The organism is Methylobacillus gramineus (genome assembly GCF_020532675.1).
GTDB lineage: Bacteria > Pseudomonadota > Gammaproteobacteria > Burkholderiales > Methylophilaceae > Methylobacillus > Methylobacillus gramineus.
This window is the reverse complement of the sequence record NZ_JAJAVE010000001.1, coordinates 18,315-33,925: the sequence shown is the minus strand read 5'-3', so window position 1 is coordinate 33,925 and position 15,611 is coordinate 18,315. Positions and strand designations below refer to the sequence as shown.

Annotated in this window: 12 protein-coding genes; 2 read left to right on the top strand and 10 right to left on the bottom strand. The window is 45.2% G+C overall.

Annotated features, from left to right (window positions below; all coding sequences use genetic code 11):
• Nucleotides 1–359: 359 nt before the first annotated feature.
• Together LG201_RS00140 and LG201_RS00135 are read left to right on the top strand one after the other, a co-directional pair.
• Entirely contained in the window at nucleotides 360–3,278 is a 2,919-nt protein-coding gene (locus LG201_RS00140; protein ID WP_226770167.1) for a TonB-dependent receptor domain-containing protein, read from the top strand.
• A 66-nt stretch (nucleotides 3,279–3,344) separates the two neighbouring features.
• Nucleotides 3,345–3,728 carry a hypothetical protein gene (locus tag LG201_RS00135; RefSeq protein WP_226770166.1) on the top strand — a complete coding sequence of 128 codons (384 nt, stop codon included), beginning with the start codon at nucleotides 3,345–3,347 and terminating at the stop codon, nucleotides 3,726–3,728.
• 203 nt (nucleotides 3,729–3,931) lie between these two features.
• Here the strand turns inward: LG201_RS00135 and LG201_RS14385 are convergent, their stop codons facing one another.
• The 10 genes from LG201_RS14385 to LG201_RS00085 all read right to left on the bottom strand — a co-directional run bounded on the left by LG201_RS14385 (nucleotide 3,932) and on the right by LG201_RS00085 (nucleotide 15,600).
• On the bottom strand, nucleotides 3,932–4,561 hold the full coding sequence (locus LG201_RS14385; RefSeq protein ID WP_226770165.1) for a 2OG-Fe(II) oxygenase family protein: 630 nt from the start codon (nucleotides 4,559–4,561) through the stop codon (nucleotides 3,932–3,934).
• A 94-nt stretch (nucleotides 4,562–4,655) separates the two neighbouring features.
• Nucleotides 4,656–6,143, bottom strand: coding sequence for an MBL fold metallo-hydrolase (locus LG201_RS00125; protein ID WP_226770164.1), 1,488 nt, complete (start codon nucleotides 6,141–6,143; stop codon nucleotides 4,656–4,658).
• A gap of 291 nt (nucleotides 6,144–6,434) precedes the next feature.
• Nucleotides 6,435–6,914 (bottom strand): c-type cytochrome, encoded by a 480-nt coding sequence (locus LG201_RS00120; protein ID WP_226770163.1) that lies wholly within the window; start codon nucleotides 6,912–6,914, stop codon nucleotides 6,435–6,437.
• A gap of 98 nt (nucleotides 6,915–7,012) precedes the next feature.
• On the bottom strand, nucleotides 7,013–8,005 hold the full coding sequence (locus LG201_RS00115; RefSeq protein WP_226770162.1) for an SMP-30/gluconolactonase/LRE family protein: 993 nt from the start codon (nucleotides 8,003–8,005) through the stop codon (nucleotides 7,013–7,015).
• Nucleotides 8,006–8,084: 79 nt separating this feature from the next.
• The gene (locus tag LG201_RS00110; RefSeq protein WP_226770161.1) at nucleotides 8,085–8,747 is read right to left on the bottom strand and encodes a c-type cytochrome; all 663 of its coding nucleotides are present in this window, start codon (nucleotides 8,745–8,747) and stop codon (nucleotides 8,085–8,087) included.
• Between the two features lie 30 nt (nucleotides 8,748–8,777).
• Nucleotides 8,778–9,458, bottom strand: a complete 681-nt coding sequence (locus LG201_RS00105) for a peroxiredoxin (protein ID WP_226770160.1) — start codon at nucleotides 9,456–9,458, stop codon at nucleotides 8,778–8,780.
• Nucleotides 9,409–9,792 carry a hypothetical protein gene (locus LG201_RS00100; RefSeq protein ID WP_226770159.1) on the bottom strand — a complete coding sequence of 128 codons (384 nt, stop codon included), beginning with the start codon at nucleotides 9,790–9,792 and terminating at the stop codon, nucleotides 9,409–9,411. The genes LG201_RS00105 and LG201_RS00100 overlap by 50 nt, the downstream gene beginning before the upstream one ends.
• 148 nt (nucleotides 9,793–9,940) lie before the next feature.
• Nucleotides 9,941–11,383: a DUF1501 domain-containing protein gene (locus tag LG201_RS00095; protein ID WP_226770158.1), complete on the bottom strand. Its 1,443-nt coding sequence runs from the start codon at nucleotides 11,381–11,383 to the stop codon at nucleotides 9,941–9,943.
• A 45-nt stretch (nucleotides 11,384–11,428) separates the two neighbouring features.
• A complete protein-coding gene (locus tag LG201_RS00090) occupies nucleotides 11,429–13,780 on the bottom strand; it encodes a DUF1549 and DUF1553 domain-containing protein (RefSeq protein ID WP_226770157.1) in 2,352 nt (783 codons plus the stop codon).
• Nucleotides 13,781–14,154: 374 nt separating this feature from the next.
• Nucleotides 14,155–15,600, bottom strand: a complete 1,446-nt coding sequence (locus LG201_RS00085; RefSeq protein ID WP_226770156.1) for a DUF1501 domain-containing protein — start codon at nucleotides 15,598–15,600, stop codon at nucleotides 14,155–14,157.
• Nucleotides 15,601–15,611 lie beyond the last annotated feature (11 nt).

The window sequence follows — 15,611 nt, the reverse complement described above, 5'->3', positions numbered from 1 at the left end:
TTACTAGTCATAGCTTTCTTATTATCATCTCCTCATAACAACACACATTTTTTGCACCATATTTAACGGACTCTTCTCAAGAGTCCGTTTTTTTATGTTTACCGCCATAGATTAACAAGCCTCTCTTAGTGCTTATTCCTTAACACACGAGTGCACTTACTCTGCTCTCACAAAATCACTTGAGCATAGTTTCTAGAAGGGAATATTCATTCCCTCACAATACATCTTCGCAAATACCACACAACGCCATGATTTGTTTAATAAACTCAATAATTCACCCCTCATAAAAACTATTGGCATGATCCCTGCTAAGCTTTCTTTATAATTTTTCAATTAAATTAATCAGGGGCTTTATTCAAATGAATCATAAGGAAACTGTTTCGTATTCTACTGTTATACCCACGCGCCCTCCCCTCCCATCGCATTTGAAATTGAGTAAGTTTGCTTCAGCAATCGGTGCTATTTTTTTTCTTAGCTCAGGTGCCTTTGCTGCTGATGAAAGCTCTCTCTCACAACTACAAGCTGAAAACGCACGGATACAAGCTGAGAACGCCAAGTTAAAAGAAGAGCTTGAGAAAAGCCGGCAAGAACTTGCAGCTCAAAAAGGAGAACCCCTCTCTACGCAAATTAATACCAACCCTGCCATCTCCTCCCCCGAACAGGTGGCTCAAGAAGAACCTTCAGAGCTTGGAAAAATTGTGGTTAAAGCACAGAGCCAACTAGAACTTGTACATGACGAACCCAAATCTATTTCTGTCATTTCAGGTGCAGAGCTCGACAGAGAATTGGCTTTAGATCTTGGTGCAATTACAAGACGGACTGCTGGGATCCAATTTAATCAAAACAACACGCGCGGTGCCTCTCTGTCTATCCGAGGACTTGGCAAACGTTCATTTACTGAAACTCAGGACCCTAGTGTTGGGTTAGTCGTTGATGGTGTCCCGTACGGGCTTACACAATTAGGCAATTTTGACTTTTTTGATATTGATAATGTAGAAGTGCAACGCGGCCCATCAGGCACGCAAGGTGGCTTGGCTTCTAGTGCAGGCGTAGTAAATATTAAAACCAAACGCCCATCTTTCACACCAAGCGCTGATTACCAACTGGTATATGGACAGCGGGATGCAGTAATTGCAAAAGCCAACCTTGGTGGCGCTGTAGTTGATGATGTCTTGGCATGGCGTGGCTCTTTCATTGCCGATCGAGGCCGTGGATTTTATGACAGTGAGTATGACTCAAACTACAGCTTCTACAATCGTAATCGCTTAGCTGGCCGAATACAGTTTCTACTTACGCCAACAGAAAATCTTTCGGCTCGCTTTAGTTTCGATTTGGAACCTAAAGCCGCTCAAGTAGAGAATGGCCTGACTTTCCGTAAAGATCAGCCTCTTCGCTATGTCAATGGATCATTAACTGATGCGAGTGGCATCACTGCCAGAGCTAAACTTGTAGGTTTTCTTAATAATGCAGGAACATTTACTTCTGGACGAGCATGGTTTGCAAATCGTAGTTTTAGCTCAAATGGTACGGTGAATCCGAACTATACATATGATGATTATATTAACAATAAGCTTCTTCAGAATGAAAACCAAGGCCAATCAGTCACAAACAAAGGGGCATCAGCCGAAGTTAATTATCTGATTCCTAACCATACTCTAACCTCCATTACTGCATGGAGAAGTTACAGCTTTGACGCTCATAATGATGAAGGAACACCATTTGACATTAATCGAAATGGGGGAGGCGGTGTTGATTACCGACAATATAGTCAGGAGTTCCGCATTGTCTCTGATCCTGGAGAAAAAATTGATTACAGTGGCGGCGTATTCTTGATGAAAACCGAGGATACGATTTCATCAAAAACTGGCTGGGGCTCAGATGCAGGAGCATGGCTGGGTACAAATGCACAATATAACGCATTAGAAAGAAATGCCGGGATTAATCGAGGATCTGGCTTAGCTTTGCTTAAAGACTCTCTTGATGATGCTTATACCGTGGCAGATACCAAGGTTGATACAACTCAAGGTGCTGTTTATGGCCAAGTCAATTGGCATTTAACTGAAAAGCTAGATTTATTAACTGGCCTCCGAATTACGCGTGAAGACCGAAGCACGGAAGACACTAAAATTCTGTCTGCAAATGGCGTTGGAGCTGCTCTAAATCCTGAATCTATTAGAGGAGTACCCCTTGGAGGATTTAACTCGGTAGCATTCGGCAGTACCGGTGCCGGTGACGCACCTACGAGTGAAAACTCAAGCGCACAACTACAGCTCGCAGATAGCGTAGCTGCTAAGTTCTTTGGCGCCACTATCACATCTACGCCAGGCCAAGCATACAACGGCTTAAGTGTAGAGCAGAAAAACATGATTGCAGCGGCAAAAGCAATACGGGCTAATGCCATAGGAGCATTAAGCAATGGAGTAAAAAGTAGTTACCGCGATGTACTATTTACTGCGGTAGTGTCACCCAGCTATAAAGTTAATGACAACTTCACAGCTTACACCTCATGGCAATATGGAGAAAAATCCGGCTCTGCCCTTAATATCAATTTTGTGTCATCTACTGTAAAACCTGAAAAAACCAATGCTTACGAGATTGGATTTAAATCGAACTGGCTGGAGAATACCCTGACACTGAATGCTGATATTTTCTATATGGACATTCGTGATTATCAATCAGCAATCCGCGTAGTAGATGAATTTACCACAGCTACCAATATCGCAAATCTACAACCCAATCCAATTGCCTATGTTACAGCTCAGGGGAATGTAAAACGAGCGAAATCCCAAGGCGTAGAAATTGATGCATTCTATTCTGGAATTCCATATACAACTGTTCGCTTTGCAGGAGCTTATAACGATGCAAAATATGTAGATTTCAAAAATGCAGCATTCCCAGAAGAGTTAGCTTATTTATCTACCGCAACTGCTCCTTATACTGATCAAAGTGGGATGACCTTACCTGGTGTTTCCAAATGGACATTCAATGTAGGAGCAGAATATCGTCGACCAGTACTAGGAGATAAACTGTTCCACACCAGCTTTAACACTAGCTATAACAGCAAATACAACAACACAGACAATCTCTCTAGCTATGGACACATCAGCCCTTTCAGTCGGACTGATTTATCTATCGGTTTACAAATCAATAAAACGTTCGATTTAAGCCTGATTGCAAGAAATGTATTTGACAACCGTTCGCACGAGGAAGGGTGGACACAATATTCTCCTTACCCTTATCCACGTTGGGTTGGCATAAGCTTCAGCGGGAAAATGTAATTTTTCCTACTCGATAACCTTGGTGTATTACACCAAGGTTATTTTTATTTAAAATTGGAGTCCATCATGAATAGAACAAATCATCCCATGCATACCCTGATCAATAACTTGTGCAAGGTCATAGCCATTACTGCCATTTCTATCTATAGCTTTCATCATGTTGCGGAGGCTGGGACGTTAACAGATGGAAAATGGTCCTCTTCCAAATGTGGTTCTCGCCCAGTGGCGCCTGCATTGGATTTAAAGAATGAGGATGCTTACAATAAAAGCGTTAATGCAATCAACACATATAGGCAACAAGTAGCACCATACTTAGAATGCGTAGTATCGGATGCCAATGCAGATATTCAAACCATCAATACCCAAGCAAAAAATGAGCAACTAGCAATCCAAGAAGCAAACAACAAAATTTCTGAAGACGTGAAAATTGCTACTGAAAAGTTTAAGTGACTATCAGGTATGTAGATAATATCAATTACATTACCCCCGCATTGCTAATTAAATGTAATGCATATATATCGCTGCGGGGAATGTTTCTAATCACTCCAGAGACCATAGATAACTTATCGAGCAAATTTAATAGTAAGATACCCTGGCGAGAAAACCTCTTGCCAAGGTATTCTACTTAGTACTGATCTTGGTTAAAAAATGGCTTATTGCTTTACTTTTATAAACATAGAAATAATATATTTATTGTCCGAAACAGGCATATGTCCACAATGCATATAATTCCACCCGGATGGAAATAACACTAGATTGCCAATCTTGGGTGCAATTTTTATACCTTGATGGAAAAATTCTGTTTCACCTCCTGTTTCTACATCGTTCAAATATAACACCATCGCAACAACGCGATCACCCGTATTCCCTCCAACAGAATCAGCATGCCAACGAAAATAACCTTGATTCTTGGGATACATTTGAATTTTATATCCTGTTGCTATCAAATCAAATGCTTGGAGAATCGGACTTCTAGCTAAATAGTGATTAATGCAAGACTGTATTTTTGGATGGATTCTATGAAAAGTATCCTGCCAGATACCTTCATTTACTATTTCCAGATCCCAAGAGTTTTTGGTTTTTCCTTCATAGAGCACACCTTCAGATCTGTCTATCTTGCCTCTCCACTTACTTGAGTCACTATCAAAAAGTCTGACAATAGAGTTACATACCTCTTGATCCAAGCCCTGATAAACCACAATAAAATCTTGATCGTAAATAATTTCTACCTGCGAGTGATTATTCGTATTTATCAATTGCTGCTTTCTCCCGTCTGACTTCACAAGCATCTTTTAGAATGAAAATGCCGCTCATGAAATACTGAGCGGCATTAATTTTTAGAGGTTAAGTATTGGCTACTTTACTAAATACCCAACCTTATTTTCCAATAAAGGCTTCCAAGTCTGCTAGCTTAACAACTTGAGGGCCATGCAAAGCTGCAATCTTGTCTACATTCAGTTTCAAACGTTTGATATTGTCATAAAGATTTGCTGAGTATGGATTGATACTTGCAGGAGCTGGAACCCCAGCAGCCAATGGTGTGTAAGCATCAGCCTCAATCAGGATCTTCTCTGCTGGCAGGTAGATCAATGCAAAAGCATCGTTATGGCCACTATGCTTGATTGAGTGAACCTCGATCACACGTTGACCATCTGTTAGCACATGCTTGTCAGAGAATGCAGCGAACTTAGCTGATTTCTTTGAGTTCGCCAAACGATCAGGATTGATCGTATGTTTATTCGACCAGATCTTCTGAAAATATGGCTTGTTGTCTTGATGAGTTACGATGGTTGCGCCCTCATCAACAAAGGTACGCACACCACCTGAATGATCAAAGTGGTGATGAGTATTGACCAAATAGCGAATCGGTTTATTAGGTACCAGCTCTTTTGACTTGGCAATGACAGCCTCTGAGCGGGCTTCATTCAGTGGCCCTTCAACCAGCACCAAATGATCTTTCTGGTCAATCAGGACACTATGGTGAGTGCCCCCCTTGAGGTAATACACACCAGGTGCCAGCTCTTCAGAGGTCACTGTAATAGCAGGAACATTGGCCGCGTCTGCTGGCACTTCAATTTGCACAGCTGGGTTTACTGTCACCGATGAAATCTTGAGATCAAGCACAGGATAACCACCCTGTTTACGCGCTATTTGGGCTGGGAAAGAAATGCCATTGAAATCTTTGTAATCTGAATAGGTATAATCAATTTCTGTATCGCCCAATACAGGATTATCAATCCAGGTTTGTACACGCTCAACTTGATTCTTCGCATTGATAATACCAACATAGCGATTCTTACCCGCTGTAAATGTCAGCTTGGTGCCTCCATTATGGGCTTGCGAAGTGGCATTGTTAGCTGCAGCCGCCTTCAGAAAGCCTTGAGGCGTTGTCCAAATTTCAGTGACTCTCTCTTCCACTTGTGCCGGTTGCGGCTGTACGGTTGGAGTAGCTGAGCCAGGAGCTGCAGCAAGATTCCAGGCCGTGTTACCACTGACGTATTGATCCGGCTTTTGCTCAACAGGAGCAGGCCTATCGCGACCCGCTTCCACTACTTGCTTACGCGTAATTTGTACGCGCGCAGCCGGATGGTCGTAATTGATAGTGGCGCTATAACTGCTAACGTCAAATGGCGGCCACGGAGATTTTGGATTTGGTGCCTGACCAAACTGGTACCAGCGTCCTGTACCACTAAAAGCAATGGATTGTAATTTGGCTGCACCAAGCGCCTCGGTAGCGTCTTGCAGAGTGCCTGCTGCCATACTATAAGTGGGGATCAAGCCTAGAGAAAAAAGAATGGTTGGCACTGCCACTACGCGTGTACGCCAGTTAACTAGATGGAAATAACTGGAATTACTTACAGACATATTTTGCTCCCTTGTAGGTTAAAAAGTGTAATCAATTAACCCAGAGTACTCAGCAAATTACGCGCCAGTGCCAACAATATCCGATATAAATACATTATTAATCACATAAAAATTCAAGATGTTGTTTTATATGAAAAATAATCATTAAATTAAAATAAAAAAGGGTAAAAAATCTCGCAAGCCTAAAATTTTGCTCCATCCGTTGTTGCAGGTGAAACCAAACAAAACATCGCTGCTGTATTTACATCAACAAACTGTTTCTTTCCGCTCACCTGCGGCTATGCGTCCAGCTTATTCCTTACCCTTAAAATCGTCGTGGCAAGCCTTGCAAGTTCGCGTTACCTTGCCAAACTGTGCCTTCACAGCCGCAGCATCCGCTGTAGGTGCAATTTTTGCCAGCTCTGCAGCTTCTTTGCTAAAACTGAGTGAAAGCTCTGTAAACCGTTTTCGATCTTTAAAAGCTTCAGGTTTAACACTGGTTTCGTGCCAGCCTTTGCCCTGCTCTGTTCCTGGAACAAATAAGTCATCAATGCCGGAGCTCGCAACACTCGCAATTGTATTGGCAGCGATGGTGACTTCGCTTTTGTCATACTGCCCCTCAAGCACGGCTTTAATCCTTGCGATATTCCACTCCACCACACGATAGGCAGACTGACGCCACTGGATAAGTTTTTCCGGCTTAGCTGCAGGTGCTGCCAGCACAGCAAGTGGTGACAATGCAAGATAAGCGAGTAATAAAGGTAGCAATATCAATTTAGAAAAGATTTTCATTCATATTTCCATTAGGTAACTACCCTGCTTCAGCAGGGTGGTTGATGACAAATGACCGCTCATCATGACCATAAATCAAGATATTTAGAGCAACAAGCCTACTTTGCTCGACCGGTATAGCCTTGTGCCAAAGTCGGGAATTTGTATGCAGCGCCACGACCTACAATGTAAAACGTACGCTTGTCTTTACCAGCGAATGCAATATTCTGGGCTTTCTTTGGCAGCACAATATTGCCAAGAAACTCACCTTTGGCACTGAATATCTGTATGCCGGTATTCGCGGCAACATACAATCTGCCATCAGCATCTACCGCTAAACCATCGGCACCGCTGGAAACACCCCCTGTTTCAGTTTTTTGTAAGGCGTCTTCAAGCTTGGCGAAATTACGCTTGTTACTCACAGACCCATCCGCAGCAATGTCGTATGCAATGATGTACTCGCCTGCGGTGTTAGCCACATACAAGACTTTTTCATCGGGGCTCAATTGAATACCATTTGGACGCTCAATCTCATTGGTGATCAACACTAGCTCACCATTAGGCTTGGTGTAGTAAACCGCTGGCTTGGTAGGTACCTGATCAGGCTTCACCGGCCCATTGGCTCCTGGATCTGTAAAATACACACCACCCTTTTTATCCAGCACCAGATCATTGGGTCGATTTAATGGCTTACCTGCATATTGCTCCGCTAATACCTTGGCTTTATTCGCAGGGTGAATAATACCGACACGAGGTTTAAGCGTCTGTGCAGCGTATAGCTCACCATTTGCACTTAATGCCAATCCATTAGCGCCATTGCTATCTGCAATGTAGGTAGTGATATTGTCATTTTCATCAATTCTCGTAATTCGGTTGGCCTGGGTTTCTGTAAAAATTAAGCTGCCATCGGGCAAACCTAAGGGGCCTTCCGTGCCAGTAAACCCGTCCTTAATCAAGCGGATCTTAACGCCACCAGCCACTACGCCTGCAATGGCAGGTGTTACGGGATCCTCCTCAGCCTGAACAGGGGCTGTCGTGACGACACTTATGGTCACACCAGCGATTAACATTTTCTTTAGCCAAGACTCACGTTTAACAGTATTCACTTGCATACTTATAATCCTCCTTAATTTTAACTTTCCTCATGCAGACACCTGCATTCAGCACTCATCAGTGTTTATCTACCAGGCATCACATTCCAGATATGTAATCCGCCAGGGCTTCTATTTCCTCATCTCTGAGCGACTTAGCTACTAAGTTCATGACGCCACCAGGACTATTTTTGCGTTCCAGTGACCGCCATTTAAGTAGCTGCTCCCGTAAGTAAAGCTTGTGTTGGCCAGCTATGGCAGGAAAGCTCTCACTGCCCACATAGCTTCCCTGACCAACAGTGCCATGGCAGCTTGCACAAGCCATGATGGTTCGTTTCATATCACCATTAACAAATAGCTTCTCTGCGATTTCATTAGATTTCTTTTGTTGGCTACGCACACGCTCACGGCTGGCAAAATAAGCCGCAATATCAGCTAAGTCTTCATCCTTGATGCTTTCTGCAACGGCATTCATCAAATGATGCTGGCGCGCGCCCGAACGAAAATCCCTGAACTGCTTCATGATGTAATCAGCATATTGACCAGCAAGGCGTGGATACTCTCCTCCACTACTATTGCCTTGATCACCATGACATCCTTGACATAACTCCGCCTTGGACTTGACTTCACCCGCTACAGGATCACCATTGCCAATCCGATCTGCAATCCCATCATGCTCATCGGCACGCACATATGGACTCGACACAAGTGCTAGAAACAATCCACTTCCGACACACAACCTTGCCAAAAACTTAACTGCCACGACCTACCTATCCTTCCCCTGCCAGGCCCATCAAGGCTTCTTGGCAAGGCCTTTAGCAACGGCCAAACGCTGAACAGACTCAAGCGCCTTATCAACATTCAACGCAGGAGTCACACCACCAACTGTTTCACTTATCTTGCCATCAGTGGTAATAATGAAAGTCGTACGCTCAGCAAAGCCGTGATCAATTTCCTTACCTTTGGTATCTTTCTTACCAGAGGTAGCATCCCTTACCACCAAATCGTAGGATTTGGCAATTTTTCCCCCAATATCAGAGGCCACCGGAAACTTGCCTGCGCAATAATCAGGATCTGCCGAAAACTCATTCAAGCGTTCAATGCTATCCAGCGATACACCAATAATGGTGGCGCCTGCAGCAGCGAACTTTTCATGGTTCTCTGCAAACGTATGGGCTTGTACGTTACATCCACCGGTATAAGCAGATGGATAAAAATACACAACAACAGGGCCTTTTTTCAGTGCATCTTTCAACGAAAAATTAAAACTTTTCCCATCCAGGGATGCTTGCGTCTTAAAGTCAGGAGCAACATCACCATCCTTAAGCGCAGCCAATGCTGATAAGGTGAATACACCAAGTAATACACTACTGATCACGATAAATCTTTTCATTGGGAACTCCGATATTGAGTCTTGAGGATATTTAATCTTTGGATTTATAAATCTTGTGGCAAGCCTTGCAAGTCTTCGCAAGTGAGACTGCAGATTGGGATGCAGCATCAAAGTTTTTGGCCTCTAACGCCTTGGAAATTGCTACAAGATAAGTGCGACTTTCTTTTGACCAATCCACGGCATCCGCAGCATCGCCTTTCTTCACATAGAACTCTTCAACATCCTTGAACATTGCTTCAAGCTCAACTGCTTCTGACTTCGCTGTGGCTGCATCCTGCAAAGAAATATTCGATGTCATGCTTTTCTGTATGTCTTCGATGTCTTGCATGAAATCTTCTTCAATTTCAGTCAGCGCTGCTACTACAGATCCTGTTAATGCAAGATAAACAAATAGTGAAACTAAAAACTTACTCATTTAACCCTTTTTATTTCTGCCTATCTCGGGGCGATATACCACTCCCTTGAAGCGCTTTACTCAGCATTAAATAAATTGCGCGATGAAAATCCCTGAAATTCATATTCAGGGATTTTCATCGCGCAGTGCTTGATGCAAGAACCCAGTGTTAAGCCAACAATTCCTTGACGACTTCACCATAGACCACGGTAGGGCGCTCAGAGCGGCCATTGTGCAAGAAGGTGGTTTTTAGGTGATCAAGGCCCATGAGCTGTAAGACCGTGGCATGAAGGTCATAAGTATCCATAGTCTTGCCAACCGCTTGAAGACCAACTTCATCTGTCTGCCCGAATGTAGTCCCTGCCTTGATGCCACCACCCGCCAACCATTGGGTGTAGCCCCAAGGATTGTGATCACGGCCCGTACCGCTCTGACCATAAGAGGTACGACCAAACTCAGAGGTCCACACAATCAATGTGGAATCCAGCAAGCCCCGAGACTCTAGATCCGCCAGCAAACCAGCAATCGGCTTATCAACAACTTTTGAGTGAGTACGATGATTTTCTTCAATATCGTTGTGACCATCCCAGTTACGGCTATCTCCAGCAATATCCTGTGGTCCGGAAACAACCTGAATAAAGCGAACTCCGCGCTCTACCAACCTACGTGCACGCAACAAGGTTTGCCCATAACTCTTGGTAATGTCTTCATCCAGGCCATACAACGCCTTGGTCGCATCTGACTCTTTACTCAAATCTACAGCTTCAGGAGCAGATACTTCCATTCGTGCAGCCAACTCGTAAGAGCGGATACGTGCCTGCAATTCGGTGTCTTCTGGGTAATGAGCACCACGTACGCGATTGAGCTTGGTCAACAAATCCAGACTGCCTTGCTGCTGGCCTGCTGCAATCAGCTCAGGCCTGTCCAAATGCAAGATAGGCGATGCACCGGGACGGAAAGCCGTACCTTGATAAACCGCTGGCAAGAAACCTGAGCTCCAATTGATGGAGCCTCCGGTCGGCTCTTTCTTGTCGTTATATAGCACTACATAGGCAGGAAGATCCGGGTTAGCAGATCCCAGCGCATACTGTATCCAGGCACCCAGAGATGGGCGACCAGGATTAAGATCGCCTGTGTTCAATTTAAGAATGGAAATATCGTGCGTAGCGCCAATGGTCACACTGGATTTCACAAAAGCCAACTTATCGGCTTGCTTGGCCAGATTGGGCAACAGGTCTGAGAACCAGGCACCACTCTCACCATGCTGCTTCCAGGTACGATCAGTGACAAACAATTTACCGTCCCCACCACGAATACCCGCTTTCAAACCTTTCAAGAAAGAGTCAGGAATCTGCTGGCCTGCCATCTTGATCAAATCAGGTTTGTAATCAAATAATTCTAACGTGCTGGGTGCACCATCCATATGTAACCAGATAACCGATTTCACCTTGGCCGGAAAGTGCGGGCCTTTTGCCGCCAATGGGTCGATCAGTGAGGCTGCATTCGCAAAGGTCGTAAATAATCCGCCACCAGGCATCAGCCCGCTAAGAGCCACCCCCCCCACTCCGTAACTGGCTTTAAACAAAAAATCACGCCGTGAATTATTGCTCATGATGCTATTTCCTTTTATTTGTATTCAATGTCTTATAAACGCTGTTTAGAAGCGATAGCTGAATTCGTTAGAGTTAGCTACGGTGTGGACTAGGTCGACAAACGCAGAGGCACGCACCGGATCAAGTTGCTGTGTATCCTTCAACCCCACAGGTACTGCTAATCCAAGTTTGCCGTCCGCATCTTTGATTTTGGCCTTGATCAGCCTTTCCTGGCTTCCAAGGAAAGCAATCAGAGCTGTTTTCTCTTCCTTGTCAGGATTTCGCGCAAACAATATCTGGAAGAGCTTATCCACTTGAGCTGATTCATTACTTCCCGCCTCACTGATCACTTTTCCGGCCAAAGCTTGAGACCAGCCAAAGATGACATCACTATTGAACAAAGTCAGTGCCTGCAATGGCGTAGTGGTAACGTCGCGCTTACTGTGTACCTGCTGGGCATTCGCCATATCAAAAGTATCTAACAATGGATAAGGCACACTACGACGGGTAAAGATATACAGACTGCGGCGATTCCAGTCGCTAGTGTCCTTAGAAACCTCCCAGAAACGGCCTGCATTCAGGTTAGAAGGCACAGGAGGCATCACGCTAGGTCCGCCTACTTTATCTTCAAGCTTGCCTGAGGCCACCAGCAAGGAGTCACGGATCTGTTCTGCATCCAGTCGCTTACGGGGGAACACTGCCAGCAGTTTGTTTTCAGGGTCTGCCTTGTATGCATCTTCTCGATAATCGGACGATTGGCGATACACGCTGGATAGCAGGATTTCCTTATGCAGCTTCTTGACGCTCCAACCTTGTTTCACAAAGTTGCTTGCCAGGTATTCCAGCAGCTCGGGGTTGCTAGGTTTGTCTCCAGCTCGACCAAAGTCGCTGACGGTGCGGACTATGCCAGTGCCAAAGTATTGATCCCACACTCGATTGACAAAGACACGAGCTGTCAGCGGGTTCTGCGGGCTGGCAATCCAGTTAGCCAAGGCCGTACGGCGACCTGAGGAGATCGATGTCGGAATGATCTGCGGTTTCTCGCTCGTCAACGCCGCAGGGAAGGCAGGCTGTACTTCGTCAAGGGGATGGTCAAAAGCACCGGTGAACAACACATGGGTTGGCGGCGTATCGGCATACCCAAGCTCAGTCATGGCTGAAATAGTGTTTGAACCTTTGGCAGGCTTGAGCTTGTCGAACTTCTTCAGCTCATCATCCAGCTTTTTGTATTCAGCATACTTCTCTGCATACTCAGGCTTATAGTCCTTGGCATCCTTGCTCGCGTTATCCCTAAAGAAATTCGCCAGAATGTCATCGGTCTGATAATTGCCGTAACGATGATTAATCCAGCGGTCACGAGCCGTCCATTGACTACCTGGCACATAGACTTTTTTCAACGCATCCTGTGTGTCAGCAGTGTAGCGCTCAAATAGATAAGCAACGGCTTCAGGGCGATAAGCATCCACGATGGCTTTTTTCTTTTCGCGGATTTCCTTAGTTGCCTCTTCCCACTTAGCCTGGGATTTTTCAAACTGGACTTCCTGAGGGCCTTTTGGCGCAGGAATGTTATCCACGGCACTTACATTGGCAAAAAATGCCTGCAAGGCAAAATAATCTTTTTGGCTAATCTTGTCTGACTTGTGGTTGTGGCATCGTGCACATTCAAAGGTAGTACCCAAAACCGCGGTACCTACAGTATCGGTAATATCAGTGGTGATCTGGTATTTACGCTGCACTAAATCCCGAGAATTACTATTGTCTGGAAAGCCCCGCAGAAAACCTGTCGCCACCAGCGCATTGGTATCACCCGGATAAAGCTCATCCCCTGCAAGCTGCTCTTTAACGAAGCGATCATAAGGCTTGTCTTCATTAAAGGAGTTGATCACGTAATCGCGATAACGCCACATATTAGGTCTTGTCTGATCCCCCTGAAAACCTGAGCTGTCTGCGTATCGAGCAAGATCCAGCCATTTACGCGCTTGACGTTCTCCATAATGCGGCGATGCCAATAGCCTTTCGACCAACTTCTCGTAAGCATCGGGAGATTTATCATTAACAAAAGCATTCACCTCTGAAGTAGAAGGAATCAGACCCCATGCATCCAAGGTGGCACGGCGAATAAACGCTGCACGACTGGCCTCAGCAGATGGCTTAACACTTTTCTCTTCCAGCTTGGACAGCACAAAAGCATCAATAGGGCTACGTACCCATTTCTTTTGCTGCACAGATGGCACTTGCGGGCTGGCTATAGGCTGCCAAGACCAATCCTTATTGGCCGTGGAGGCTTTACTGGTTGCAGCCTTAGACGCTTTATCAGCCTCTCCATCGGCTGCCATTGCGACAGCACTAGCCAGCAATAATGCGACCCCTACGTAACCACTGCGTTTTATTAACTGATGCCCCAACCGAATTTTCATAAATTACCCTTAGAATCGATCACCAAATATCTGAACCAACAAAATGTGCTATTCATTGGTCATGGAAATGCAACTACAATGAAAGACCTTGAATGCAGCATGGATAGGCAACTATCATGCCAATCAAAAATCAAGCCAAAAATTAAAACTAACCAATTGATAATTAATAATTTTTACATTTCATTAAAAAAAACTATCACCACGAGATGTTTTGTTAAAAGCAAATTTGTTCCACAGCAACACATACCGTGTTGCAATACCAACATCAAAATATAGAACCATTAGATATATAGAAAAAAACATCAAATAAAAAAGCCCGCTTTAAATTGCGGGCTTTTCCACTTCTAAAAATGCTGATGAGAACTATTGTTGATTTAAGCTAACAGCTCTTTGATTACCTGCCCATACACCACGGTCGGACGCTCCGAGCGACCATTGTGTAAGAACGTGGTTTTTAGGTGATCAAGGCCCATTAGCTGCAACACGGTGGCATGGAGATCATAGGTGTCCATGGTCTGATCACCCACGGCCTGCAAGCCAACCTCATCCGTCTGCCCGAATGTACTCCCTGCCTTGATGCCACCACCCGCCAACCATTGGGTGTAGCCCCAAGGATTGTGATCACGGCCCGTACCGCTCTGACCATAAGAGGTACGACCAAACTCAGAGGTCCACACAATCAATGTGGAATCCAGCAAGCCCCGAGACTCTAGATCCGCCAGCAAACCAGCAATCGGCTTATCAACAGCCTTGGCATGAGCACCGTGATTCTTTTCCAAATCCTGGTGGGCATCCCAGTTGCGACTATCCCCAGATATATCCAATGGCCCAGTCACTACCTGAATAAATCGAACTCCGCGCTCGACCAAGCGACGCGCACGCAACATATTAGTCCCGTAATCCTTGGTAATTTCATCGTTAAGCCCATACAACTCTTTTGTCGCATCGCTTTCTTTGCTTAAATCCACAGCCTCGGGAGCTGAAGACTCCATCCGATAAGCTAGCTCATAAGCATTCAGTCGGGCGCGAAGTTCAGTATCTTCTGGATAGAGCGCACCACGTTGTTCATTCAGGCGTTTCAGCAAATCCAGATTGTCGCGTTGCTGTGCAGCAGCAATCAGCTCCGGACGTTCCAAGTGCAAGATAGGCGATGATCCGGGACGGAAAGCCGTGCCTTGATAAACCGCTGGCAAGAAACCTGAGCTCCAGTTAACAGAACCACCAGTAGGCTCTTTCTTACCAGCATAAAGCACGACATAAGCGGGTAAGTCTGGGTTGGCAGAGCCCAAGGCATACTGCACCCAGGCACCCAAGGATGGGCGCCCAGGATTAAGATCACCGGTATTCAACTTAAGAATGGAAATATCGTGCGTAGCGCCAATGGTCACGCTGGATTTCACAAAGGCCAGTTTATCGGCTTGCTTGGCCAGGTTGGGTAACAGGTCTGAGAACCAGGCACCACTTTCACCATGTTGTTTCCAGGTGCGATTTGATGCATACAACTTACCAACACCACCCTGAGTACTGGTCTTAATACCTTTGAGGAAAGAGGCTGGAATATCCTGGCCAGCCAGTTTGATCAAATCTGGCTTGTAGTCATACAAATCTATGGTGCTGGGTGCACCATCCATGTGTAACCAGATAACCGATTTCACCTTGGCTGGAAAATGAGTGCCTTTAGCCGCCAATGGATCGACTAATGAAGCTGCATTGGCAACTGTCGCAAAAATACCGCCGCCAGGCATAAGGCCACTCAGGGTAATACCACCTAGTCCGTACCCTGCTTTTACTAGAAAATCACGCCGTGAATTATTGCTCATGATGTTGTTTC

Bases quoted from the DNA above. Each gene is read 5' to 3' on its own strand.
- LG201_RS00140 (WP_226770167.1), top strand. From the start codon at position 360: ATGAATCATAAGGAAACTGTTTCGTATTCTACTGTTATACCCACGCGC.
- LG201_RS00135 (WP_226770166.1), top strand. From the start codon at position 3,345: ATGAATAGAACAAATCATCCCATGCATACCCTGATCAATAACTTGTGC.
- LG201_RS00125 (WP_226770164.1), bottom strand. From the start codon at position 6,143: ATGTCTGTAAGTAATTCCAGTTATTTCCATCTAGTTAACTGGCGTACA.
- LG201_RS00120 (WP_226770163.1), bottom strand. From the start codon at position 6,914: ATGAAAATCTTTTCTAAATTGATATTGCTACCTTTATTACTCGCTTAT.
- LG201_RS00115 (WP_226770162.1), bottom strand. From the start codon at position 8,005: ATGCAAGTGAATACTGTTAAACGTGAGTCTTGGCTAAAGAAAATGTTA.
- LG201_RS00100 (WP_226770159.1), bottom strand. From the start codon at position 9,792: ATGAGTAAGTTTTTAGTTTCACTATTTGTTTATCTTGCATTAACAGGA.
- LG201_RS00095 (WP_226770158.1), bottom strand. From the start codon at position 11,383: ATGAGCAATAATTCACGGCGTGATTTTTTGTTTAAAGCCAGTTACGGA.
- LG201_RS00090 (WP_226770157.1), bottom strand. From the start codon at position 13,780: ATGAAAATTCGGTTGGGGCATCAGTTAATAAAACGCAGTGGTTACGTA.
- LG201_RS00085 (WP_226770156.1), bottom strand. From the start codon at position 15,600: ATGAGCAATAATTCACGGCGTGATTTTCTAGTAAAAGCAGGGTACGGA.